The sequence below is a fragment of the Collimonas sp. OK412 genome (assembly GCF_900112135.1).
Taxonomy (GTDB): domain Bacteria; phylum Pseudomonadota; class Gammaproteobacteria; order Burkholderiales; family Burkholderiaceae_D; genus Collimonas; species Collimonas rhizosphaerae.
Window position 1 is genome coordinate 192,611 of the sequence record NZ_FOLC01000007.1, and the last position, 25,610, is coordinate 218,220.

General features: G+C 61.6%; 21 protein-coding genes. 17 read left to right on the plus strand and 4 right to left on the minus strand.

The annotated features are described in order from the left end of the window. Position 1 precedes the first annotated feature (1 nt). From mmsB to BM062_RS10240, 5 genes are all read left to right on the plus strand, one after another. Positions 2–1,219 carry a multiple monosaccharide ABC transporter permease gene (mmsB, locus tag BM062_RS10220; protein ID WP_092396404.1) on the plus strand — a complete coding sequence of 406 codons (1,218 nt, stop codon included), beginning with the start codon at positions 2–4 and terminating at the stop codon, positions 1,217–1,219. A 117-nt stretch (positions 1,220–1,336) separates the two neighbouring features. Next, a complete protein-coding gene (locus BM062_RS10225) occupies positions 1,337–3,082 on the plus strand; it encodes an IlvD/Edd family dehydratase (RefSeq protein ID WP_092396406.1) in 1,746 nt (581 codons plus the stop codon). Between the two features lie 39 nt (positions 3,083–3,121). Next, positions 3,122–4,117 carry an AraD1 family protein gene (gene araD1, locus BM062_RS10230; protein WP_092396408.1) on the plus strand — a complete coding sequence of 332 codons (996 nt, stop codon included), beginning with the start codon at positions 3,122–3,124 and terminating at the stop codon, positions 4,115–4,117. A gap of 56 nt (positions 4,118–4,173) precedes the next feature. Further along, the gene (locus BM062_RS10235) at positions 4,174–5,751 is read left to right on the plus strand and encodes an aldehyde dehydrogenase (NADP(+)) (protein ID WP_092396410.1); all 1,578 of its coding nucleotides are present in this window, start codon (positions 4,174–4,176) and stop codon (positions 5,749–5,751) included. A gap of 32 nt (positions 5,752–5,783) precedes the next feature. After that, positions 5,784–6,566, plus strand: a complete 783-nt coding sequence (locus BM062_RS10240) for an SDR family NAD(P)-dependent oxidoreductase (protein WP_092396412.1) — start codon at positions 5,784–5,786, stop codon at positions 6,564–6,566. Positions 6,567–6,580: 14 nt separating this feature from the next. Here BM062_RS10240 and BM062_RS10245 read toward each other — a convergent pair whose 3' ends face one another. Next, positions 6,581–7,243, minus strand: coding sequence for a c-type cytochrome (locus BM062_RS10245; protein ID WP_254785028.1), 663 nt, complete (start codon positions 7,241–7,243; stop codon positions 6,581–6,583). Positions 7,244–7,496: 253 nt separating this feature from the next. Then, a complete protein-coding gene (locus BM062_RS10250; RefSeq protein ID WP_092396532.1) occupies positions 7,497–8,438 on the minus strand; it encodes a LysR family transcriptional regulator in 942 nt (313 codons plus the stop codon). 235 nt (positions 8,439–8,673) lie between these two features. On the opposite strand from BM062_RS10250, the gene BM062_RS10255 reads away from it, so the two are divergent. Further along, complete coding sequence (locus BM062_RS10255) at positions 8,674–9,747, plus strand: porin (RefSeq protein WP_092396416.1); 1,074 nt, start codon at positions 8,674–8,676, stop codon at positions 9,745–9,747. A gap of 88 nt (positions 9,748–9,835) precedes the next feature. Further along, complete coding sequence (locus BM062_RS10260; RefSeq protein ID WP_092396418.1) at positions 9,836–10,732, plus strand: SMP-30/gluconolactonase/LRE family protein; 897 nt, start codon at positions 9,836–9,838, stop codon at positions 10,730–10,732. A gap of 2 nt (positions 10,733–10,734) precedes the next feature. Here the strand turns inward: BM062_RS10260 and BM062_RS10265 are convergent, their stop codons facing one another. After that, a complete protein-coding gene (locus BM062_RS10265; RefSeq protein WP_092396420.1) occupies positions 10,735–11,124 on the minus strand; it encodes a hypothetical protein in 390 nt (129 codons plus the stop codon). A gap of 165 nt (positions 11,125–11,289) precedes the next feature. Further along, a complete protein-coding gene (locus BM062_RS10270) occupies positions 11,290–13,482 on the minus strand; it encodes an FUSC family membrane protein (RefSeq protein WP_092396422.1) in 2,193 nt (730 codons plus the stop codon). 341 nt (positions 13,483–13,823) lie between these two features. On the opposite strand from BM062_RS10270, the gene kdpF reads away from it, so the two are divergent. The 10 genes from kdpF (at position 13,824) to BM062_RS10320 (ending at position 25,591) form a co-directional block, all read left to right on the plus strand. Then, on the plus strand, positions 13,824–13,913 hold the full coding sequence (gene kdpF / locus BM062_RS10275) for a K(+)-transporting ATPase subunit F (RefSeq protein WP_092396424.1): 90 nt from the start codon (positions 13,824–13,826) through the stop codon (positions 13,911–13,913). 1 nt (position 13,914) lies between these two features. Next, on the plus strand, positions 13,915–15,744 hold the full coding sequence (gene kdpA / locus BM062_RS10280) for a potassium-transporting ATPase subunit KdpA (RefSeq protein ID WP_092396426.1): 1,830 nt from the start codon (positions 13,915–13,917) through the stop codon (positions 15,742–15,744). 77 nt (positions 15,745–15,821) lie between these two features. After that, positions 15,822–17,924, plus strand: coding sequence for a potassium-transporting ATPase subunit KdpB (kdpB, locus tag BM062_RS10285; RefSeq protein ID WP_092396428.1), 2,103 nt, complete (start codon positions 15,822–15,824; stop codon positions 17,922–17,924). Between the two features lie 14 nt (positions 17,925–17,938). Further along, positions 17,939–18,601 carry a potassium-transporting ATPase subunit KdpC gene (gene kdpC, locus BM062_RS10290; RefSeq protein WP_092396430.1) on the plus strand — a complete coding sequence of 221 codons (663 nt, stop codon included), beginning with the start codon at positions 17,939–17,941 and terminating at the stop codon, positions 18,599–18,601. Positions 18,602–18,735: 134 nt separating this feature from the next. Then, positions 18,736–19,482 carry a TorF family putative porin gene (locus BM062_RS10295; RefSeq protein ID WP_092396534.1) on the plus strand — a complete coding sequence of 249 codons (747 nt, stop codon included), beginning with the start codon at positions 18,736–18,738 and terminating at the stop codon, positions 19,480–19,482. A gap of 188 nt (positions 19,483–19,670) precedes the next feature. Further along, the gene (gene kdpD, locus BM062_RS10300) at positions 19,671–22,439 is read left to right on the plus strand and encodes a two-component system sensor histidine kinase KdpD (protein ID WP_092396432.1); all 2,769 of its coding nucleotides are present in this window, start codon (positions 19,671–19,673) and stop codon (positions 22,437–22,439) included. Then, complete coding sequence (gene kdpE / locus BM062_RS10305) at positions 22,436–23,137, plus strand: two-component system response regulator KdpE (RefSeq protein ID WP_175500952.1); 702 nt, start codon at positions 22,436–22,438, stop codon at positions 23,135–23,137. The genes kdpD and kdpE overlap by 4 nt, the downstream gene beginning before the upstream one ends. 22 nt (positions 23,138–23,159) lie before the next feature. Next, positions 23,160–23,672 (plus strand): cupin domain-containing protein, encoded by a 513-nt coding sequence (locus BM062_RS10310; protein ID WP_092396434.1) that lies wholly within the window; start codon positions 23,160–23,162, stop codon positions 23,670–23,672. 46 nt (positions 23,673–23,718) lie between these two features. Further along, positions 23,719–24,087 (plus strand): nuclear transport factor 2 family protein, encoded by a 369-nt coding sequence (locus tag BM062_RS10315; protein WP_092396436.1) that lies wholly within the window; start codon positions 23,719–23,721, stop codon positions 24,085–24,087. 115 nt (positions 24,088–24,202) lie between these two features. Continuing rightward, positions 24,203–25,591, plus strand: coding sequence for an MFS transporter (locus BM062_RS10320; RefSeq protein ID WP_256381570.1), 1,389 nt, complete (start codon positions 24,203–24,205; stop codon positions 25,589–25,591). Positions 25,592–25,610: the final 19 nt, after the last annotated feature.

Consider the following 25,610-nt stretch of genomic DNA (forward strand, 5'->3'; position numbering starts at 1 on the left):
AATGAACCACGATATAACCGCGCCGGCAGCAAGCGAAAACCGGCCCCAGCCCGCAGCCGAAAAGAAGGAATACAACGGCTTCCTGAAGCACAATATGCGCGAATACGGCATGCTGATGTCGCTGATCGCGATCATGGCGTTTTTCCAGTACATGACCAGCGGCACCTTGATGCAGCCGCTGAACCTGACCAACCTGGTGCTGCAGAACAGCTACATCGTCATCATGGCGCTGGGCATGCTGATGGTCATCGTGGCCGGGCATATCGACTTGTCGGTGGGGTCGGTTGTGGGATTCATCGGCGCGCTGGCGGCGGTGCTGATCGTCAACCTGCACATGAATTTCGTACTGGCCAGCATCCTCTGCATCCTGGCCGGCGCCGTGATCGGCGCGGCCCAGGGCTATTGGGTAGCGTTTTTCAAGATCCCGTCATTCATCGTTACCCTGGCCGGCATGCTGGTGTTCAAGGGATTGACGCTGGCGTTGCTGCAGGGGCAATCGATTGGACCGTTCCCTGACGATTTCCAGATGCTGAGCTCGGGTTTCATCCCGGATCTCTTCAGCGCCACCGATTTGCGCATCACTTCCCTGCTGGTAGGCGTCGTGGTCGCGGCCATCATGATTTTCGTCAAGGTGCGCGCCCGCAACAAGCAGGCCAAGCACGGCATGGAGGATGAGCCTTATGTATTCTTCATCTTGAAGAACGCCGTGTTTGCCGCTGTCATCATTTTCTTCAGCTATCTGCTGGCATCCTATAAAGGCATGCCGAATGTGCTGATCATCATGTTCCTGCTGATGGTGGTGTATACCTTCGTCGCCAACCGCACCACGATCGGCCGCCGCATCTATGCGGTCGGCGGTAACGAGAAGGCGGCCAAGCTGTCCGGCATCAAGACCTCGCGCGTCTCGTTCTACACTTTCATCAACATGGGCATGCTGGCTGCGCTGGCAGGATTGATTTTCGCAGCCCGCCTCAACACTGCCACACCGAAGGCCGGCACCGGTTTTGAGCTGGACGTGATTGCGGCCTGCTTCATCGGCGGCGCTTCGGCTTCCGGCGGCGTCGGCAAGGTCATGGGAGCGGTGATCGGCGCTTTCGTGATGGGCGTGATGAACAACGGCATGTCGATCATGGGTATCGGCATCGACTACCAGCAGGTGATCAAGGGCCTGGTGCTGCTGGCCGCGGTATTTGTCGACGTCTACAACAAGAACAAATAGCAAGGCGGCTGCGGGTCATTAACCGCGGCCGGCGATTTTCCAGATTCCAATTTTATAGCAGGCGTCCGTCTCGATGCGGATGGATGCCGCCCCGACAATTTCAAGAGGAAGCCAAAGATGACTGTCGATAAAAAGCGTCCACTCCGTTCCGCCGAATGGTTCGGCAGCAACGACAAGAACGGCATGATGTACCGCAGCTGGATGAAGAACCAGGGGATTCCCGACCACGAGTTCCAGGGCAAGCCCATCATCGGCATCTGCAATACCTGGTCGGAGCTGACGCCATGCAATGCGCATTTCCGCAAGATCGCGGAACACGTCAAGCGCGGCATTTCGGAAGCGGGCGGGTTCCCGGTGGAATTCCCTGTATTTTCCAACGGCGAATCGAACCTGCGGCCGACCGCCATGCTGACCCGCAACCTGGCCAGCATGGATGTGGAAGAATCGATCCGCGGCAATCCGATGGATGCGGTGGTGCTGCTGGTCGGTTGCGACAAGACTACGCCGGCCTTGCTGATGGGCGCCGCCAGCTGCGACATCCCGGCGATCGTGGTGACCGGCGGCCCTATGCTGAACGGCAAGCACGAAGGCAAGGACCTCGGTTCCGGCACCGCCGTCTGGCAACTGAGCGAAGCAGTCAAGGGCGGCGAAATCAGCATGCACCAGTTCCTGGCAGCCGAAGCCGGCATGTCGCGCTCCGCCGGCACCTGCAACACCATGGGCACGGCTTCCACCATGGCCTGCATGGCCGAGGCGCTGGGCACATCGTTGCCGCACAACGCGGCGATTCCGGCGGTCGATGCGCGCCGTTACGTGCTGGCGCACATGTCGGGCATGCGGATTGTCGACATGGTGTGGGAAGACTTGCGGTTGTCAAAGATCCTGACCCGCGAGGCATTTGAAAATGCGATACGGGTCAATGCTGCGATCGGCGGCTCGACCAACGCTGTGATCCATCTGAAGGCTATCGCCGCCCGCATCGGCGTGCCGCTGGAACTGGAGGACTGGACCCGCATCGGCCGCGGCACGCCGACCCTGGTCGACCTGCAGCCGTCCGGCCGTTTCCTGATGGAAGAATTTTATTACGCCGGCGGTTTGCCTGGCGTGCTGCGCCGCCTGGGCGAAGCCGGCCTGCTGCCGCACAAGGATGCATTGACGGTGAACGGCAAGTCGCTGTGGGAAAACAACCAGGATGCGCCTATCTACAATGACGAAGTGATCCGCGTCATCGACAAGCCTTTGATCGCCGACGGCGGCATCTGCATCTTGCGCGGCAACCTGGCGCCGCGCGGCGCCGTGCTCAAGCCCTCTGCCGCCACGCCCGAACTGATGCAGCACCGCGGCAAGGCGGTGGTGTTCGAGGACTTCGCGCATTACAAGGCGCGTATCAACGATCCCGAACTGGAGGTCGACGCCAGCTCGGTGCTGGTGATGAAGAATTGCGGCCCCAAGGGTTATCCCGGCATGGCCGAAGTCGGCAACATGGGCTTGCCGCCGAAGCTGCTGGCGCAAGGCATCAAGGACATGGTGCGCATTTCCGACGCCCGCATGAGCGGCACCGCCTACGGCACCGTGGTGCTGCACGTGGCGCCGGAAGCCGCTGCCGGCGGCCCGCTGGGGATCGTGCAGGACGGCGACTGGATAGAACTGGATTGCGCGGGCGGGCGTTTGCATCTCGATATCAGCGATGCTGAAATGGCGCAGCGCCAGGTGGCAAGGGAGGCGGTGAACGCCGCAGCGGTGACGGCGCACAGCGGATACCAGCGCCTGTACATAGATCGCGTATTGCAGGCCGACGAAGGCTGCGATTTCGATTTCCTGGTCGGCTGCCGCGGTTCGGCCGTACCTAAGCATTCCCACTAAGCATTATCACCAAGTGCAGTTCAGTCACCGGAGAAACACATGTTGTTGATTCAATTCAAGCAGGCCGACGGCCAGCGCCGGATCGGCGTACTGGAAGACGAGGGCCGTAAAATCCATGTGGTGGAAGGCTTTGCCTCGACTTATGCGCTGGCGCAAGCGGCGATTGCCGGCGGCCGGTCATTGCAAGAGCTTGCCGCTGCCGCGCTTGGCGGCGCCGTGCTGGATTACGCCGAGGTAGCGCAAGCGGGGCGCCTGCTGCCGCCGCTGGACCACAGCGACAGCGCCCACTGCTATGTCACCGGCACCGGCCTGACCCACCTGGGCAGCGCCGACGGCCGCGACGCCATGCACAAGAAAATCAGCGATGTCGACAGCCTCACCGACAGCATGAAAATGTTCCGCATGGGCCTGGAAGGCGGCAAGCCGCAGCCGGGGCAGGCGGGTGTGCAGCCGGAATGGTTCTACAAAGGCGACGGCAGCATCGTCTGCGCCGGCGAACAGGCGCTGGCGATGCCGCATTTTGCGCTGGACGGCGGCGAAGAGCCGGAGATCGCCGCGCTGTATGTGATTGCGGCGGACGGCACGCCATGCCGGCTCGGTTTTGCGATCGGCAACGAGTTTTCCGATCACGTCACCGAACGCCAGAATTACCTGTACCTGGCGCATTCCAAGCTGCGGATGTGCGCAGTCGGCCCGGCTTTGCTGCTGGGCGATTTGCCGCCGCATGTGGAAGGCATGTCGCGCATCCGTGACATCAGCGGCCGGGTCCGCTGGGAAAAACCGTTTGTCAGCGGCGAAGAAAACATGTCGCACACGGTGGCTAACCTGGAGTACCACCATTTCAAATATCCGCTGTTCCGCCGTCCTGGCGATGTGCATATCCATTTCTTCGGCACCGCGACCCTGAGCTGTTCGGATGGGATCCAGGTCGCACCCGGAGAAACATTCGAGATCGATGTCGCTGCCTTCGGGCCGCCGCTGCGCAACCGGCTGGCGGTCGAGACCTTGCCGGCGCCATCGATTCGCCAGCTGTAGACTATCCGCTGCGGCTCCGCATCCCGGAACCGCAGCCTTTCATTTTTAGGAAAAGCATGGACATTACAGGCGAATCCCTGATTGGCGCATCTCGCATCAAAGGCGGCGGCGCTGCCTTTTTTGCTTTCAATCCCACTACCGCAAGCGACATCGAACCGAAGTTCCATACCGCCGGCAAAGCCGAAATCGATTGCGCCTGCGATCTTGCGCGCATCGCTTTCGATTCTTATCGTGCCACCGATCCGGAAACGCGCGCCCGTTTCCTGGAAAGCATCGCTGCCAATATCCTGGCGCTCGGCGACCAGCTGATTGAACGTGCGATGAGTGAAAGCGGCTTGCCGCGCGCCCGGCTGGAAGGCGAACGCGGCCGCACCATGGGCCAGCTCAAGCTGTTTGCCGAAGTGCTGCGCGAAGGTTCCTGGCAGGATGCGCGCATCGATCCGGCGCTGCCGGAGCGCCAGCCTCTGCCGCGTGTCGACCTGCGCCTGCGCATGATCGCCCTGGGACCGGTCGCGGTGTTCGGCGCCAGCAATTTTCCGTTGGCGTTTTCAGTTGCCGGCGGCGATACCGCAGCAGCGCTGGCGGCAGGCTGTCCAGTTGTGGTCAAGGCGCACCCGGCACATCCCGGCACCTCGGAACTGGTTGGCCGCGCGATCCAGCAAGCGGTAGCGGCAGCGGGTTTGCCGGAAGGCGTGTTTTCGCTGCTGACCGGCGTCGGCAACGAACTCGGCATCGCACTGGTCAGGCAGCCGGCGATCCAGGCAGTCGGTTTTACCGGCTCGCGCCAGGGCGGCCTGGCCTTGATGGCCGCCGCCGCTGCACGGCCGCAGCCGATCCCGGTGTATGCCGAAATGAGCAGCATCAATCCCGTGTTCCTGCTGCCGCAGGCACTGGCCGGCAAGGCTGAAGCGCTGGCCGCGGCGTTTGTTGATTCGCTGGTGCTGGGCGTCGGCCAGTTCTGCACCAATCCCGGCCTGGTGCTGGCGCTGCAAGGACCGGATCTTGAACGCTTCAGCGCCGCGGCCGCAGCACAGCTGGCGCAGCGCAATGCCGCTACCATGCTGACGGCCGGCATCCATCATGCATATCAGAATGGCGTCAGCCGGCTGTCCGCCAATTCCCGGGTACGCCAGCTGAGCCAGGGCGTTGCCGGCGATGCCGCCGGCAGCGGCGTGCCGGCCTTGTTCAGCACCAGCGCCCAGGATTTCCTGGCCGATCCGCATTTGTCGGAAGAGATATTCGGGCCGGCATCGTTGCTGGTCGCCTGCCGCGACATGGGCGAGATGTTTGCCGTGGCGGAGCACCTGGAAGGACAGCTGACCGCGACCTTGCAGATGGCGGACGGCGACCATGAAACCGTGCGCCGGTTGCTGCCCGTCCTGGAGCGCAAGGTCGGCCGGATCCTGGCCAACGGTTTTCCGACCGGGGTCGAGGTATCGTATTCGATGGTCCACGGCGGACCGTTCCCGGCGACATCGGACAGCCGCGCCACCTCGGTCGGCACGGCGGCAATCCAGCGTTTCCTGCGCCCGGTTTCCTACCAGAACCTGCCGCAAGACTTGTTGCCGGCGGCAGTCCAGGACAGCAATCCGCTGGCGATCTGGCAGCGCATCAACGGTCAATTGAAAAAATAAGCCGGGTTCATCGGCATAACTCAGGAGTTGGCATGTCCGCAGTAAAAGATACGCAGCTGGCGCATTTTCCCAGCCTGAAAGACAAGAATATATTCATCACCGGCGGCGGCAGCGGCATCGGCGCGGCGATTGTCAGCGCGTTTGCCGGACAGGGCGCGCGCGTGGCTTTCGTCGATATCGAGACCGCTGCCAGCGAAGCCTTGTGCGAGCAGCTGTCCGCCGCAGGCTTGCCCAGGCCGCTGTTCCGCCATTGCGATATCCGCGACATCGCGGCATTGCAGTCGACCATGCAGGAGCTGGCGCAAGAACTGGGCGATTTCGATGTGCTGGTCAACAATGCGGCCAACGACCAGCGCCACCAGTGGCAGGACGTCACCGTCGATTACTGGAACGACCGTATCGCCATCAACCAGCGTCCGATGTTCTTTACCTGCCAGGCCGTAGCGCCCGGCATGCAGAAAAAAGGCGGTGGTTCAATCATCAACCTCAGCTCGATCAGCTGGCATCTGTCGAACGGCGGTTATCCGGTGTACACCACGGCCAAGGCCGCAGTGGTCGGCCTGACGCGCGGCCTGGCGCGCGACCTCGGGCCGCACAATATCCGCGTCAATACCGTGTCGCCGGGCTGGGTCATGACGGAAAGACAGATCGCCTTGTGGCTCGACGCCGCGGGCGAGGAAGACATCAAGCGCAACCAGTGCCTGCCTGGCAAGCTGCAGCCTTGGCACCTGGCGCGCATGGTGCTGTTCCTGGCGGCGGATGACAGTGCGATGTGCACTGCGCAGGAATTCATCGTTGATGCTGGTTGGGCCTGAGTGGGCCCGGCTGCTTAGCTGCGCGCATCCTTAGGCTTGTCGCCTAGCGGCCAGTCATGTGATTTTCCTTGGTAGACCGGGCGCGGCTGATGGGTGAAAAATGCCGATACATCCACGGCCTCCTGGTCCGTCAGGGTGCCGCCTTGGCCCAGCGGCATATTGTGCTTGACGAACGCCGCTGCCGTGTAGGTGCGGGCCATGCCGGCGCCGTCGTTGAAGGAGTCTGCTCCCCATAGCGGCGGGAAGGCATAACCGTGTTCGCCGTTTTTCATGCCAGATCCGTCCGCGCCATGACAGCTGGCGCATTTGTCTGCGTACACCTGCTTGCCATGGTTTGCATCCGCCTCGAGCTTCTGGTCGATCGCTCCGAAACCTCGTCCCGTCACGCTCACGCCAGTCGGCACGCCGGTCGACAGCCACTGCATGTATGCCAGGATATTCGTCATTTCTGTCGACGTATATGGCAGCGGCTTGCCATTCATCGAGCGTTCGAAGCAATCGTTGATCCGTTCCTGCAAGGAGATCAGCTTGCCGCTGCGCGAGCGGTATTCCGGGAAAACTCCCCAGATGCCGACCCAGGGCGAGGCATTCGCCGTGGCGCCGCCGGCCAAATGGCAATTGGTGCAATTGAGGCCGTTCCCGACATTTTTGGGGAGGCGCTGATGCGTCTCGTTCATCAGTTTCCGGCCTTCCTGAATCGCGCTGCCCCTGGGGCCGGCCGGAATGCTGGATTCCGCTGGCGGCCGTACCTCTGGCACGACCGTCTGTGCGCCCACATCACACACAAAGAAGGCGGCTGCGACAAACGCCGGAAATCGGTATTGTTCCAATTTGCTTAATTTGCCTGACATTGAGCACCCCCGTTTTTTCTGATTTTTATCGATGGCAGCAAATCACGATGCTTGTTGCCGCCTTCAAGGTTACGGTCGGCTAGTAGATTTGCGCCGCGACATCCCGAATCGTTTGCTGCAGTATTTTCGCGCCCGGGGAAAGTATCTGCAAGCGCCGGGTGATGATGCCGAAACCATCCATCTTGCACGGCAATTCTATCGGCAATATCGCCAGCACATTGACCTGGGCGTAAAAGCGCGCCACTTCGGCCGGCATCACGTGCAGGAAATCGGTTTGCTGCAGCAGGCTGCTGATCACCAGGATGGCGGTGGTGTCGACCACGTTGGCCGGCGGCGCCAGGCCATCCTTGTGGAACATCATGTCGACCCGGTGGCGCAGGATGCTGCCCTTGGGCGGCAGGATCCAGCCGGCGTCGGCGATATCCTTCAACTGCAGGCTGGAGACGTGGCGCAAGGGATGGTCGACCCGCGCCACCGCGCATACCGGCTCGTCCGACAACTCTTCGTATTCGAGGTTGCGGTTGTCTTCCTGGTCCAGGATGCGCGCCACCAGGAAATCGAGCGAGCCGCGCTGCAGCCGTTCCAGCAAGATGTTGCTGCTCTCGACCTCGACCCCGATGCGCAGCATCGGCGCCTGCTGCTTGAGCCGCGCAATCGCCGGCGGCAGCAGCACCATGCCCGGCGACAGGATCGCACCGACATTGACCTGGCCCGAGAGTCCCGACTTCAACGCGGTGATGTCGTCGTGCGCGTGCGACAGGCTGGTCAGGGCCATGCGTGAATGGCGGATCATCGCTTCGCCGTAGATGGTCGGACGCATGCCGCGCGGCAGCCGTTCGAACAGCTGCACATCGAGCATGTCTTCCAGGTCCTTGAGCTGTTTGGAGGCGGCCGGCTGCGTCATGTTGAGCGCTTCCGCCGCACGGTGGATATTGCGTTCTTCGTCGAGCGCGATCAGCAAGAGCAGCTGGCGGGTTTTCAGTCGCGCGCGCAGAAACCAGTTGGTGTCGTTGGTGGGCATTGTCGTCTCGCTGGTTTGTTTTTTTATACGCTGCTTGCTCATTACCGGATTTTCCCGATTTGGCAGAGCTCTCAAAATGATACCAAATACAGTATTGATGTAGTGGAAAAATTCATTGGATCGATATCAATCGAATCCTTACTATGAGGCCACATTCACGCAGGCCTGCGATTCCCGGATACGGAGGGCAGGCCGGCAGTGGATGAATTCATAATAATTTCAAGGAGACGACAACATGATTCTTTCCAAAAACCTCGCCGCAGCGGGCCTGTTCGGCCTGATCGCCGCCGCCTGCGGTCAAGCGCAAGCGCAGACCAACGTCACCATTTACGGGCGCGTCGATGCCGGCCTCGATTTCCAGAGCAACGTTGCATTGAAGGACGCCAACGGCAACCAGACCGGCGCCACCGGCAGCAAGTTCGGCACCTCCGGCAACCAATGGGGCACCAGCATGTTCGGTTTCAAAGGCACCGAAGACCTGGGCGGCGGGCTGGGCGCTTTCTTCCTGCTGGAGTCCGGCTTCAATGCGCCGACCGGGCAGACCAACGGCAGCGCATTGTTCAACCGCCGTTCCTACGTCGGCCTGAGCGGCAGCGCCGGTTCCATCAAGTTCGGCAAGAACCTGTTCATCGTCAACGATGTCTGGTACCTGGATCCGACCGGCCAGCAATTCATCGGCACCGCCAACCTGGTCAAGGGCCGCAACTGGCCGGGCGCCAACAATGTGATCGAATACCAGACCCCGACCTGGAGCGGTTTTAACGCTACCGTGCAAACCAGCCTGGGCGAGCAGGCAGGCTCGACCCGCAACGGCCGCAGCGACGGCGTGTCGCTGGTGTACACCAACGCCGGGCTGGAACTGCGCGCCATCTATGACGTGATCCGCGACGTCAATGGCAAGTACAGCGATATCTATGCGGCGTCCAAGGACTTGATCGTGGGCGGCACTTACACTATCGACGCCTTGAAGCTGTTCGCTGCCTACGAAAACGTTTCGGCGCCGGACAGCGTCGCCGGCAGTCCCGACAAGATCCAGCATTACTGGATCGGCGCCAACTACGTGCTGACGCCGGCGCTGACCCTGATCGGCGGCGCCTTCCACGCCAAGCTCAATAACGACGGCGGCAGCGGCAACCTGTTCATGCTGGGCGCCAACTACAATCTGTCCAAGCGCACCTTGCTGTACGCCAGCGTGGGCACCGTGCGCAACAAGGGCAACGCCAATTTCTCGGTCGAAATGAGCGGCGACAATCCGCTGGCCGGACATAGCCAGAATGGCGGCTACCTGGGCGTCAGCCATTCTTTCTAGGGCGCGGCTTTGAGGTAAGCTATCGGTTCTGCGTAGTATCGCAACGGGGTCTTCAAGACCTCGTTTGCATTTCAAGGAGGATGGAGACATGACCACCGAGATAGCCGCCGCCAGCCTGCTGTTCGACGGCAAGCATCTGCTGGGAGAGGGCGTGCTGTGGTGCGACCGCACGCAACGCTTGTTCTGGACCGATATCCTCGGCGCCAGCCTGTGGTGCCACGATCCGGCCGCCGGCGCCACCCGCAGCTGGCCGATGCCGGAGCGGCTGGCGACGTTTGCCTTGACCGAAGACGACGACCGCCTGCTGCTGGGGCTGGCCTCGCAGCTGGCCTGGTTCAGTTTTTCCAATAATGCAGTGACGCCGATTTGCGCGGTCGAAGCCGACCTGCCGCACACGCGGCTGAACGACGGCCGCTGCGATCGCTTCGGGCGCTTCGTGTTCGGCACCAAGAACGATGCTCCCGGCCTGGCGCGCTGCTGCAGTTTCTACCGGCTCAACGCCGACCTGACGCTGGAACGCCTGGCGTTGCCGCAGGTGGCGATCAGCAACAGCATATGCTTCAGCCCCGACGGCCGCACCATGTATTACTGCGATTCGCCGAGCAAGACGATACGCTGCTGCGACTACGACACCGCGGCCGGCACGATCAGCAATGACCGCCAGTTCGCCAGCCTGCACCAGCAGCCGGGCGAGCCTGACGGTTCAACCGTCGATAGCGAGGGTTACCTGTGGAATGCCCAATGGGGCGGCCATCGTGTGCTGCGTTTTGCGCCGGACGGCAGCATTGAGCGCATGGTGCGGGTCCCGGTAGCGCAGCCCAGTTGCGTAGCGTTCGGCGGAGCAGGCCTGGATACCCTGTACGTGACCAGCGCGCGCGAATCGCTGTCGGCGGCAGCCTTGCTGGCCGAGCCGGCAGCGGGCGGCGTATTCCAGCTGCGCTTGCCCGGTGTGCGCGGCTTGCCGGAAGCCCGCTTCGGCGGCTGACTTTACAGATAGCTGATGGTCATGAGCACCGGGCTGATGATGGCGCCGGCGGCCTGGGGCGCAACGCGCAGGCCGAGCTGGCTGTTGCCTTGCAAGGCCATGCGGTAGGCGGTGGCTTCCTGGCTTCCCAGCACCTTGCCGTCGCGCGTCAAGGTAACAATGGCGGCAGCCGAATTGGCAGCGGGACCGACGCGCTGGAATGAAACTGCAACGGCGCTGGATTTATCGCAGTGAATGTTGATTTTTCCGGCATCGAAGCTGCCGGTGCTGCAAGGCGGCTCGACGATGTTGCCGGTGAAGTGGATGACGCCGCCGTTGGCGCTGGCCATGGCGCCTGAGGCCAGGGACAGCAGGGCGGATGCGGCGGCGAGTTTTAACAGGAGAATGTTCATTGTTACCTTTTTAAAGATAGTAAAACCCGCAAATAAATTTCCATGAAGAAATGGTGCTACATGGAAATATCAGTTGCCAGTGTTTAACTTGTCTTTATTGAGAGAAACAATAAATCTTGTCTTGAAAATTCCCTGCCGGAAGAATGCCGCATCCGGCATCTGCCGTCACGCGGCCAGGATGCGTCCGATCGCCGCGCTGTTGACGGCGATTTTTTCACTGTCCTCGTAAAGCAGTTCCACCCGCTGCTGCAACGGTTGCCAGGCCGGCCATTGCTCTGCCCGGTTGCCCTCCGCTGCCGGCGCAGTGGCTGGCGCGGTAGCCGGTGCGGTAGCCCTTGCCGCCTCGGAAGGCGGCAAGGGCGCGTTCGGATCGAGCACCTGTTCCGCCAATCCCAGCGTCTTGCTGACGCGCGCGGTGGCGGCATCCAGTTCACCGTTGACCGCTGCCTGCGGCAAGCCTTCGGCATTGCGCCGCAACAGCATCCGCAGCGCCGCGACGTGGGCGATCACCAGGTAGTTATGCACGATGAACTGGTTCAGGTTTTCCACCGCGCGATGCTTGCTGGCCGGCTCGTCGAGCATGCGCACCAGGGTCGACACCAGTTCCGAAATGCTGTCGAGGAAACGCTTGCGGCAGACGCGGTAGATAAAGTCGTCGCGCACCTTGCCTTGCAACAGGTTGTTGCCGGCTTCCAGGAAGCGCTGGTTGCTTTTCAAGACATTGCGGATCAGCTGCGGCAGCGTGCGGTATTCCCAGCTCGGCAGGACGAAGCTGAATGCGGTGGCGATGGCGGCGCCGATCAGGGTGTCGATCAGGCGCTCGCCGATGACGTGGCCGCTGCTCGGGATCACCAGGTTGATCTGCAGCAGGATCTGCATGCTGGCGGCAATCGCCGTGTAGCGGTACTTGACGTAGATGAAGGCCGGCGCCGCCACGGTCGCCATGAACAGGAAGCCGAGCAGGGCCACCGGTTCGTGCACGAAACGCAGGATCAGCGCGGTCGCCACGCAGCCTATCAGGGTGCCTACCAGGCGGTCGCTGCGGCGCTGCTTGGTCTGGCTGAAGCTGGGCTTGAGGATGATGGCGATGGTGAGCACGATCCAGTAGCCGTGGCCGGCATACGGCAAGGCATCCGCCGCCAGCAGGCCGCAGGAAATCGCCAGCGCCGCGCGCACCGCAAAACGGAAAGTCGGCGATTGCCAGCGCAGGTTGGAGACCAGCACGCCCAGCTGGTATTTCTGCTGGGTCAGGAACGGCGTCATGTCCTTGCCCATCAGCACCGGCAGCGGCCCCTGCACGCTCTGGGTGGCGTGGTGCAGCTGGCCGATCATGTCGATCGCATCGCAGATCTTGGTATACGTGGCGCGCAGGATATCCAGGGCTTCCTCGGACACCTTGCCGGCCAGGCTGTCTTGCTGCAGCTGCTGCAGTTCGCTTTCGATGGAACGCATCTCGGCCTTGTAGCTGATGCTAGCGAACGAAGCGCGCTTGCGGGTGATGGCGTAGGCGATGGTTTCGATATCCTTGGCCGCCTTGCTGACCATGTCGCGCAGGTAGGTCAGGACTTCGGCGTCGGCCAGGTGGCGGCGCAGGATGACGTAGTCGGTATGGGTCGACAGGATGTGCTCATACAGGTCGAACATGCCGAAGTGGACCTGCACCAGGATCGCATCTTCCTGGTTTTTCGGGTCGCGCAGGATCAGGTCGCGCGAAGCCTGCTGCTTCTCGGCCAGCACGATCTGCTGGCGCACCAACGTATTGAACTGGCTGTTGAGGTCGACGTGCATGTCGTAGAAATCGGCCTTGATGTTGATATAGCGCGCCAGCTCGAACAAGGCTTCGGCCAGCACCTGCTGCTTGATGCGGCTGCGCAGGAACCACGACACGGTCATCGAATAAGCCAGGTAAGCCAGGCCGCCGCCCAGGAACAGGCCGGTATGGAAAAACGCCTGCTCCACGTTCATCGCGTTTTCCATCGACAGGGTCATCACGAACAGCGCGGAAAACTGCAGGGGCATGGCTTTTTTGCCATACACCACCATCATGCTGGCGAGGAAGGTGACCACCACCAGCATCAGGCTCAGCAGCCAGTGGAACGGCGCGCACAGGCTGATCACCAGGGTGACCACGGTGCACAGCAGCACGCTGGACAGCATTTCGTTGAACTTGTGGCGCAGCGTGCTCGGCAGGTCCATCAGGCTGGTCGACAGGGCGCCGATGCAGACCGTCATCGCGGTCGGCAGGTCGCTGAACTGCAGCACCAGCAAGGTCAGCCCCACCACGCCCGTGGCGATCCGCAAACCCGTATAGAAATAATGACTAAAAATAAAGGTGCGCAGATCTAGAGCGTAGTGCATGAGGAGTGTCTTTGCGGTAGCCGGCAAGGCTGAAAGTGTACCGCGTTTGCAACAGGAAATCGGGCTGGAAGGTGCAAAAAAGGCATGAGGCCGGGCAGGGCTCCGGGCGCCAGGGTTTTCCTGCGGATTTTTACGGCTTTTTTACACTTTGTTTACACCCCCGCCACGTCTCTTTACGACATTTTTAGAAGCTTCTCTATAGCCTGTCGGTACCGCAACTAATCTGTAACGAGGGTAATGATGGAGCTGGTAATGGATGGAATTTATGTCGGCGCGGTGGTGGCGATGTTTGTCGTCACCTGGGCGCTGGCGGTGGGATGCAAGAAGCTGGAGGATAAGCAATGAACCCGTTTTATGTACTCGGTGCGCTGGTCACCGTGGCGCTGCTGGTGTACCTGGTGGTGGCCTTGATAAAAGCGGAGGACTTCTGACATGACCTCCCAATCCACCATGTTGCTGGTCGCTTTCCTGGCCGTGCTGCTGTTGCTGAGCTATCCGCTCGGCAAATTCATCGTGCAGGTCGCCGCCGGGTCATCCGACCATGCCCCGGTGCCTGGCTTCGGCTGGTTCAACCGGATCGAGCAATGGCTGTACCGTTGCGCCGGCATCAAAGCCAAGTCCGAAATGAACTGGAAGCATTACGCGCTGGCGCTGCTGTTGTTCAACACCATCGGCGCGCTGGCGACCTATGGCTTGCAGCGCTTGCAGGTCTGGCTGCCGCTGAATCCGCAGCATTTTGCCAACGTCAGTCCCGACTCGTCATTCAACACCGCGGTCAGTTTCATCTCCAATACCAACTGGCAGGGATATTCGGGCGAAAGCACGATGAGCTACCTGACCCAGATGCTGGTGCTGGCAGTGCAGAATTTCTTTTCCGCAGCGACCGGCATCGCAGTTGCGTTTGCCCTGATCCGCGGCTTTTCGCGTCATTCGGTGCAGTCTATCGGCAATTTCTGGACCGACATCACGCGTTCCACCGTGTATGTATTGCTGCCGCTGTCGGTGATTTTCTCGGTATTCCTGATCAGCCAGGGCGTGATCCAGAACTTTGACTCCTATAAAGACGCCAACATCGTGCAGTCGCTGGACTATCAGCAGCCGAAAGTCGGCGCCGACGGCCAGCCGGTCATGGGAACCACCGGCGACGCAGCAGGCAAGCCCGTGATGGAAGCCGCCAACACCAAGGTGCAGACTTTGGCGATGGGCCCGGTGGCGTCGCAGGAAGCGATCAAGATGATAGGCACCAACGGCGGCGGTTTCTTCAACGCCAACTCGGCCCATCCTTATGAAAATCCGACACCGCTGTCGAATTTCATGCAGATGCTGGCGATCTTCCTGATCCCGGCGGCGCTGTGCTTCACGTTCGGCTTCATGGTCGGCGACATCCGCCAGGGCTGGGCGGTGCTGGCGGCGATGACGATCATCTTCGTCATCATGACCGCGGTAGTCATGTATGCGGAACAGCAGTCGCACCCCGGCCTGACCGCGATGGGCATCGACCAGGGCCACAGCCTGCTGCAGTCCGGCGGCAACATGGAAGGCAAGGAAACCCGCTTCGGCATCAGCGCTTCGGCCCTGTTTGCAGCAATCACCACGGCGGCGTCCTGCGGCGCGGTCAACGCCATGCACGATTCGTTTACGGCATTGGGCGGCATGGTGCCGATGGCCTTGATACAAATGGGTGAAGTGGTGTTCGGCGGCGTCGGTTCCGGCCTGTACGGCATGCTGGTGTTCGCGATCATGGCGGTGTTCATCGCCGGCTTGATGATCGGCCGCACTCCGGAATACCTGGGCAAGAAGATCCAGTCGTTCGAGATGAAGATGACTTCGATCGCGATCCTGGCGACGCCGATGCTGGTATTGGGCGGCACTGCGATTGCGGTGATGGCGACGGCCGGCGTGGCGGGCATCCTGAATCCCGGCGCCCATGGTTTCAGCGAAATCCTGTATGCGTTTTCTTCTGCTGCCAACAACAACGGCAGTGCGTTCGGCGGCCTGTCAGCCAACACGCCGTTCTATAACGTGATGCTGGCGATAGCCATGTGGTTCGGGCGTTTCATCATCATCGTCACGATCCTGGCGATGGCCGGTTCGTTTGCAGCTAAAAAACGGTTGGAACCGAACTCTGGAACCATGCCTACCCATGGCCCGCTGTTCATCGTATTGCTGATTGGTGTTGTGGTGCTGGTGGGCGTGCTGAACTATGTACCGGCCCTGGCGCTTGGCCCTGTTGTTGAGCACTTGCAAATGTTTGCACATTAAACTACTTGTGGGACAGAGTTTAAGAGCCACCGTAGCGTGGCGAATTACTCTGTCCTCAACTGATCAGAAGGATCATCATGTCTCGCACTAATCTGACGCTCTTCGATTCCGCGCTCATGGGCCCGGCCATCGTCGCATCGTTCAAAAAACTGGCGCCGCAAACGCAATTGCGCAACCCGGTCATGTTCGTGGTTTATGTCGGCAGCATCCTGACCACCTTGCTGTATTTCCAGGCCCTGGCCGGCAAGGGCGAAGCCAGCCCGGCTTTCATCCTGGCGATCTCGGTCTGGCTCTGGTTCACCGTGCTGTTCGCCAATTTCGCCGAAGCGCTGGCGGAAGGACGCAGCAAGGCGCAGGCGGAATCGCTGCGCGCCCTGAAGCAAACCGTATCCGCCAAAAAGCTGAACGGCAACGGCAAGCCCGATGGCCAGCTCAGCAAATGGTCGGCCACCCCGGCCGGCAACCTGCGCAAGGGCGACATCGTGCTGGTGGAAGCCGGCGACGTGATCCCGGTCGACGGCGAAGTCATCGAAGGCGTGGCCTCGGTTGACGAGAGCGCCATCACCGGCGAATCGGCGCCCGTAATCCGCGAATCCGGCGGCGATTTTTCTGCCGTCACCGGCGGCACCCGGGTGCTGTCCGACTGGCTGGTGGTGCGGGTCTCGGTCAATCCGGGCGAAGCCTTCCTTGACCGCATGATCTCGATGGTGGAAAGCGCCAAGCGGCAAAAGACGCCGAACGAGATCGCGCTGACCATCCTGCTGGTGGCGCTGACCATCGTGTTCTTGCTGGTGACCGTGACCTTGCTGCCGTTCTCGCTGTTCAGCGTGAGCGCCGCCAAAAGCGGCATGCCGATCACCATCACGGTGCTGGTGGCCTTGCTGGTGTGCCTGATCCCGACCACCATCGGCGCCTTGCTGTCCGCCATCGGCGTGGCCGGCATGAGCCGCATGATGCAGGCCAATGTGATCGCCACTTCCGGCCGCGCGGTGGAAGCGGCCGGCGACGTCGACGTGCTGTTGCTGGACAAGACCGGCACCATCACGCTCGGCAACCGCCAGGCTTCGGCATTCATTCCGGCGCCTGGCATCACCGAACAGCAATTGGCTGACGTGGCGCAGCTGGCGTCGCTGGCGGATGAAACGCCGGAAGGGCGCAGCATCGTGGTGCTGGCCAAGCAGCGTTTCAATATCCGTGAACGCGAGATGAATTCGCTGCACGCTACCTTTGTGCCGTTCACCGCGCAGACCCGCATGAGCGGCATCGATATCGGCGAAGCCGGCAACGCAGCCGGCAAAATTCGCGCGATCCGCAAAGGTTCGTCCGAGGCGCTCAAGAACTACCTGCAGGAACTGGGGCAGCCGTTCCCGGCCGAAGTCGCGCACAACGTCGACGACGTCGCCCGCCGCGGCAGCACGCCGCTGGTGGTGGTGGACGACGGCGTGGTGATGGGCGTGGTCGAGCTGAAGGATATCGTCAAGGGCGGCATCAAGGAGCGTTTTGCCGAGTTGCGCCGGATGGGCATCAAGACCGTCATGATCACCGGCGACAACCGCCTGACAGCGGCGTCGATCGCCGCCGAAGCCGGCGTCGACGACTTCCTGGCGGAGGCGACGCCGGAAGACAAGCTCAAGCTGATCCGCAGCTACCAGTCGGAAGGCCGGCTGGTGGCGATGACCGGCGACGGCACCAACGACGCGCCGGCGCTGGCCCAGGCCGACGTCGCGGTGGCGATGAACAGCGGCACGCAGGCGGCGAAGGAAGCCGGCAACATGGTCGACCTCGATTCGAACCCGACCAAGCTGCTGGAGATCGTCGAGATCGGCAAGCAGATGCTGATGACGCGCGGCGCCTTGTCGACCTTTTCGATCGCCAACGATATCGCCAAGTATTTCGCGATTATCCCGGCCGCCTTCATCACCACTTATCCGCAGCTCGCAGCGCTTAACGTGATGCACCTGGCCAGCCCGTCGTCGGCCATCATGTCGGCAGTCATCTTCAATGCCCTGATCATCGTGGTGCTGATTCCGCTGGCGTTGAAAGGGGTGCGCTACCGCGCAGTCGGCGCCGCTTCGCTGCTGCGCCGCAACCTGCTGATCTACGGCCTGGGCGGCATCATATTGCCCTTTATCGGCATCAAACTGATCGACATGATTTTGTCAGTCATGCACCTGGTGTAAATAGGAGTATAGAAATGAAATCCGCATCCACAACAACGCTGCCGCCGGCAAAACTGACGGTCAATTCAAAAACGGCTTCGTCGCAAGCGGCTTCGCAAGGCGTATTGCGTCCGGCACTGGTGCTGTTCGCCAGCCTGACAGTCTTGTGCGGCGTGATCTATCCGTTGGCAGTGACCGGCATCGGCAAGGCCGTCTTCCCTGACCAGGCGTCTGGCAGCCTGATCGTGCAAAACGGCAAGCTGGTCGGTTCGCGCCTGATCGGCCAGGAATTTTCCGCTCCCAACTATTTCTGGGGACGCCTGTCGGCCACCAGCCCGATGCCATATAACGCCCAGTCTTCCGGCGGCTCCAATTTCGGGCCTGGCAACCCGGCTTTGATCGACGCGGTCAAGGGCAGGGTCGATGCCTTGAAAGCTGCCGATCCCGGCAATACGCTGCCGATCCCGGTGGACCTGGTGACTGCTTCGGGCAGCGGCCTGGACCCGGAAATCAGCCTGGCGGCCGCCTACTACCAGGCCGGACGCATTGCGCGCGAGCGCAAGCTCAATGTCGATACGGTGCATGCCCTGATCGACAGCCTGCAGCTGCAGCGCAGCCTGGGCTTCTTCGGCGAGCCGCGCGTCAACGTCCTGGCGTTGAACCTGGCGCTGGACCGGCAGCATCCGGCCGCAAACTGAGTTTCACCACCCATTTCATTCCAGAGGGGATAGTGCCTGCAGGGCTGGCCGTACGGCGTGCGGCCAGCTTTCACACGTCCATGTTTCGTCTGGTTTGAAATACACCACCTCACGCTGTTTTTGTCTTGGAAAACATGAAGAAAATCATCTATTTTGCTGGCTTGCTCACCGTCATCGGCGTTACCGCCTTCACTGCAAACTGTTCGCAGGCTGAAGAAGCGGTCCCGGACAATTCCCTGACGTTCAATGCCAGTGTCGTCTCCGACTATCGCTTCCGCGGCATTTCCCAGACACGCCTGAAACCGGCCCTGCAAGGCGGCGCCGACTATAGCAACAATCCTACCGGACTGTATGCGGGCACCTGGCTGTCGACGCTCAAATGGGTCAAGGACGGCGGCGGCGACGGCAATATCGAATGGGATATCTATGCCGGCAAGAAAGGTAACTTCACCCAGGACCTGAGCTACGATTTCGGCGTGCTGTCGTATGTCTATCCATCCAACGGCCTGCATCCGGATGCCAATACGACGGAGCTGTATGGCCAGCTGGGTTATGGTCCGGCATACATCAAGTATTCGCAGTCGCTGACCAATCTGTTCGGCGCCGCCGACAGCAAGAACAGCGGCTACCTGGACATCGGCGCCAATATCGATGTCAGCAACGGCTATACGGTCAACCTGCATGCCGGCCACCAGACTGTCAAAAACAATTCGTCGTTGAGCTATAACGACTGGAAAGTCGGCTTGACCAAGGATTTCGGCTTCCTGTCCGGCAGCGTGGCCGTGATCGGCACCGACACCAAGAATTATGTGGGCCCAGCGCCGGATCGGAAGAACCTGGGGAAAACCGCGCTGGTAGTATCGGCGACCAAGACATTCTAAGGATTGCCGACCGGCGGTTCCAATAGTACGGGTCGGAAGGCGCAGAGCCTTCCGGCCTGTCTGCCATTGCGGGTCCGGCAGTGATTCCAAGTGGATTCCGGTATATCGTGACGATAACTGGATTCCATCTACAATTAGCGCTACGATTTTACACAACCGTCTTATCGATGGCTTTCACAAGGCAACCAGTGTCTTCACCCTATTCAAACGATAACCTGCGCCCCGATCCGGATGCTTTGCTGGCGCAGCTGCAGGTACAGGAAAGCCTGGCGGGGCGGGGCAAACTGCGCATCTATTTCGGCGCCTCGGCCGGCGTCGGCAAGACCTACGCCATGCTCAGCGCCGCGCACAAGTTGCATAGCGAAGGGCGCGAGGTGCTGGCCGGCGTGATCGAGAGCCACGGCCGGGCGGAAACGGCGGCACTGCTGAACGGACTGGAAGTGCTGCCTTTGAAGCAGGTCAGCTACCGCGACAAGCAATTGCCGGAATTCGACCTGGACGCCGCCCTGCGGCGCAAGCCATCGCTGATACTGGTCGATGAACTCGCGCATTCGAATGCCTCCGGCTCACGCCATCCGAAGCGCTGGCAGGATGTGGAAGAATTGCTGAACGCCGGCATCGATGTCTTCACCACGCTCAATGTCCAGCACCTGGAAAGCCTGAACGACGTCGTCGGCGGCATCACCGGCATCCGCGTCGCAGAAACCTTGCCGGACACCGTCTTCGACGCCGCCGATGAAGTGGTGCTGGTAGACCTGCCTGCCGATGAATTGCTGAACCGGCTGAAACTCGGCAAGGTCTACAAGCTGCCGCAAGCCGAGCGCGCCTCGCGCAATTTTTTCCGCAAAGGCAACCTGATCGCGCTGCGCGAACTGGCTTTGCGGCGCACCGCGGATCGCCTGCAGGGCGATGTCCAGGCATACCGGATCGAAAAATCCATCGGCGCGGTATGGCAGACCGACGCCGCCTTGCTGGCCTGCGTCGGTCCGTCGCCCGGCGCGGAACACGTCATCCGCAGCACTGCGCGGCTGGCGACCCAGCTCAATGCCGAATGGCATGCGGTGTATGTCGAGACGCCGAAACTGCAGCGCCTTCCGTCCGCCAAACGCGAACGCATCCTGAAGACGCTCAAGCTGGCGCAGGACCTGGGAGCGACTACCGCCGTGCTGGCCGGCAGCGAAGTGGGCGAGGTTGTGGCCGGTTATGCCCGCAGCCACAATTTCTCGAAGATCATCATCGGCCGCAGCCAGCGCCGCTTTCCATGGCAAGCCAGCCATTCCGCGCGGATCGCGGCGCATGCCCGCGACATCGACCTGATCGCCATCGGCGCAAATTCGGCCAGCGCCGCGGAAAAAGCGGAAGAGGCCGGCTCCATCCTGCCGCGCCATTTGCCGATGCAGAGCCGGGTCGAATGGTGGGGTTATGCCTGGGCGCTGGCGGTGTGCGTGCTGGTGACGCTGCTGGCGACGCCGATATTGCCGTTTTTCGACCTGGCCAACATCGTCATGCTGTACCTGCTGGCGGAAGTCCTGATCGCTATCCGCTACGGCCGCGGGCCGGCGATCTTTGTCGCCTTGCTAAGCATCGCTTCCTTCGATTTCTTTTTCGTGCCGCCGCGCTTTTCGTTTGCCGTCAGCGATTTCCAGTACCTGCTGACCTTCGGCGTGATGCTGGCGGTCGGCTTGACCATTACCCACCTGACCTCCGGCCTGCGCTACCAGGCCCGGATCGCCTCGGACCGTGAAGCGCGCTCGCGCGCCCTGTTTGAATTTGCCCGTGCCTTGTCGGGGGTGCTGCAGACGGAACAGATCTTCGAGACCAGCGGGCTGTTCCTGCAGCGCAGCTTCCAGGCCAAGACCTTGCTCCTGATACCTGACGACGCCGGCCGGCTGCACCTGCCTGGCGTGATACCGGACGACGTGGCCCATGTCGCCGCGGCGCTCGACATGGGCATCGCCCAGTGGGCTTTCGACAATGCCAGCAGCGCCGGCATCGGCACCGATACCCTGCCGGCCAGCAATTACCTGTACCTGCCTTTGGTGGCGCCGATGCGCACCCGGGGCGTGCTGGTGATCCTGCCGCACAACCGGCGCTGGATCCTTATCCCGGAGCAGCAGCAACAGTTGTATACCTTCGCTACCCTGACTGCGATTGCGCTGGAGCGCGTGCACTATGTCGAAGTGGCGCAAGACGCCCTGGTGCGCATGGAGTCGGAGCGTTTGCGCAATTCCCTGCTGTCGGCGCTGTCGCACGATTTGCGCACGCCGCTGACCGCCTTGATCGGCTTGTCCGAGTCGCTGGTGCTGTCGAAACCGCCGTTGCAGCAGAACCAGCAGGCGCTGGCCGCCGCGCTGCACGGCGAGATGCTGCGCATGAGCGCGCTGGTGACCAATCTGCTGGACATGGCGCGCATCCAGAGCGGCGAGGTCAAGCTGAACCTGCAGTGGCAGCCGTTCGAAGAAGTAGTCGGCAGTGCATTGCGCGCCAGCGGCTCGGCGCTGCATGGACACCAGGTCGAGATAAAGGTAGCGCACGAATTGCCGCTGATTCATTTTGACGCGGTGCTGATCGAACGCGTGCTGTGCAACCTGCTGGAGAATGCCGCCAAATACACGCCGGCCGGTTCCCACATCGTCCTGGCCGCGGTGGCGAACACGCGCGTCCTGACGGTCACCATCGCCGATGACGGCCCGGGGCTGCCGAGCGGCATGGAAGACACGATATTTGAAAAATTCACGCGCGGCGAGCGCGAATCGGCCAAGCCCGGCGTCGGGCTCGGGCTGGCGATCTGCCGCGCCATCGTGGAAGCCCATGGCGGCAGCATCCATGCCCGCAGCGGCCACCATGGCGAAAGCGGCGCTGAATTCATCTTCACCATTCCGCTCGGCGCGCCGCCCAGCATGCCGGACCTGGAAGAACATGAAGCAGGCGCCGGCGACGATACGGAGCAAGCATGACGATACAACCCACACCCATAGCGCTGCTGGTCGAGGACGAACCGCAGATCCGCCGTTTTGTACGCGCCGCCCTGGAGGATGAGGGCTGGCAGATTTTTGAAGCGGCCACCATGCAGCGCGGCCTGATCGATTGCGGCACCCGCAAGCCGAACCTGGTGATCCTCGATCTCGGCCTGCCTGATGGCGACGGCGTCGATTTCATCCTGGATGTCAGGAAGTGGTCGCGGGTGCCGATCATCGTGCTGTCGGCGCGCGTCAATGAAACCGACAAGATCAAGGCGCTCGACGCCGGCGCCGACGATTACCTGAGCAAACCTTTCGGCGTCGGCGAGCTGCTGGCGCGGGTACGCGCCACGCTGCGCCGCCAGCACCAGCCGCTGGCCGGCGATGACGGCCTGATCCGCTTCGGCGACGTCACGCTGGACCTGCAGGCGCGGCTGGTCACCAAGGCGCAGCAGCAGGTGCACCTGACGCCGACCGAGTATCGGCTGCTGTCGGTGCTGGTGGCCAATGCCGGGCGGGTGGTGACCAATCCGCAGCTGCTCAAGGAAGTGTGGGGGCCGTCGCATTCGGAGAGCGGCCACTATTTACGGATTTACATGGGGCACTTGCGGCAGAAGCTGGAAGACGATCCGGCCCAGCCCAAGCACTTGCTGACCGAGACCGCGGTCGGCTACCGGATCCTGCTGTCCCAATAAAATCCAGCAAGAGGAGAAGAGCATGACCAGGCCAGACTGCATCAAGCATTGGCAAGAGATTCAAGGCGCGGACGATTCCAGTTATCCCGGCAGCGCCGAGCTGATGTCCATAGGTTCGCCGTTCGGCCGCGTTTTCGGCCTGAACCGGCTCGGCATCCATCATGAACTGCTGCCGCCGGGACGGCGCACGTCCTGGCCGCATGCGGAGAAGACCGAGGAAGAATTCGTCTACGTCATCGAAGGCACGCCGGATGTCTGGCTGGATGGCCGCCTGCACCGGCTGGCGCCGGGAGACGGCGTCGGCTTTGCGCCCGGCACCGGCCTTGCCCATACCTTCATCAACAATACCGAGACCGATGTGCGGCTGCTGGTGGTGGGCGACCGCTTCCGCGCCGACAACCAGGTTTATTACGCCTTGCATGCGCAGCGCAACGCCGAGATCGGCGAGCAGCTTTGGCTGGATGCGCCGAAACAGCCGCTTGGTCCGCACGACGGCTTGCCGGACAAATTGCGGGCGTCCAACGGACCGTTCTGAAGGCGGGTATAGTCTTCATTCCTATCCACGCATACAGGACCGATCCATGCCAAGTCGAGAACACGTTGAAAGTTTTATCGCGCTGGTTGTGCAAGGGAAGTACGTAGAGGCAATCCAGGAGTTTTATACGGAAGATGCATCCATGCAGGAAAACCTGGAGCCGCCGCGCACCGGGCTGCAGGCGCTGGTGGCCGGAGAAGAAAAGGCGCTGGCGGCGTTCAAGGAAATCCGCACCGTGGCCGCCAAGTCCTTCCTGGTTGACGGCGACCGGGTCGCCATCAACTGGCTGTTCGAAATGGTCGCCCACGACGGCCGCAGTTTCCAGCTGGACGAAATCGCCTATCAGCTTTGGCGCGGCGACAAGATAAGCGAAGAACGTTTTTATTACGATCCTGGACAACGCAAGCTGGCCTGAAAACAGGGCGGTCGTCGTACCTCCTGCCAAGTTCCAGGAATAGGTGTAAACTAGCGGGCAGACAGATGCAACACTGCGTGCATCTGTCTTTTTGTTTACCCTACGGTTATCGGCAGTGCCACGTACTCTTCTCATTCCGCTCATTGTCGCCTGCGCGCTGTTCATGGAAAACATGGACGCGACGGTGATTGCCACCTCGCTGCCGGTACTGGCGCGCGACCTCGGCCAAGATCCCCTTACCCTTAAGCTGGCGTTGACCTCGTATGTGGTCGGCCTCGGCGTGTTCATCCCGATCAGCGGCTGGGTCGCTGACCGTTTCGGCGCGCGCACCGTGTTCCGTACCGCCATCCTGGTGTTCCTGACCGGCTCGCTGATGTGCGCAGCCTCGAGCTCGCTGGCGGCTTTTGTCGCGGCGCGCTTCTTGCAAGGCATAGGCGGCGCCATGATGGTGCCGGTAGGGCGTATCGTCATTTTCCGCTCGGTGCCGCGCACCGAGCTGGTCAAAGCCATCAGCTACCTGACCATTCCCTCCCAGCTGGGACCGGTGATCGGGCCGCCGCTGGGCGGCTTCATCACGACTTATTTCCACTGGCGCTGGATTTTCCTGATCAATGTTCCTATCAGCATCCTCGGCATGTACCTGGCCAGCCGCTACATAGAAAACTACCGTTCCGACGAATTGCAGCCGCTGGACATGAAGGGTTTCTTCTTGTCGGCCATCGGCAGCACCTTGCTGATGCTTGGCTTGTCGCTGATCGACGGCGAGCTGCTGGCGCCGGGTTGGGCGTTCGCCATGTGCTTGCTGGGCGGCCTGACCTTGTATGTGTATCTGCTGCATGCAAGGCGCGAACCGTTCCCGCTGCTGGACTTGCGCCTGCTGCGGATCCCGACTTTCCGCGCCAGCGTCATCGGCGGTTCGCTGTTCCGCATCGGCCTGGGGGCGGTGCCGTTCCTGCTGCCGCTGGCGCTGCAGGTGGGGTTTGGCATGAATGCCTTCCATGCCGGCACCATCACTTGCGCCTCGGCCTTCGGCGCGATCTTCATGAAAGCCATCGGCACTTCGGTCCTGCGCCGCTATGGTTTCCGTTCGGTGCTGGTCTGGAATGCTTTGCTGGCCGGATTGGCGCTGGCCTCGTATGGCTTGTTCACGCCGACCACGCCCTACCTGGTGATGATGGCGGTGGTGCTGCTGGGCGGGTTTTTCCCTTCTATGCAGTTTACCTGCCTCAATACCATGGCTTACGCTGACCTCGACAGCGCCGACGTCAGCCGGGCTACCAGCCTGGCCAGCGTGGTGCAGCAGATTTCCTTGGGTTTGGGAGTGACTATCGGCGGCCTGGCGGTGCATCTGTCGAGCCGCCTGCAGGGACACTCGACTATCGTGGCGGGGGACTTCTGGCCGGCCTTCATTGTCATCGGCTTGTTTTCGCTGGCGTCGATCCCGGTGACGCGGCGCCTGCCGCTGAATGCCGGCGCGGCCTTGACCGGGCACAAGCCGGCTTAAGCCCGCCGCCGCTGCCGGG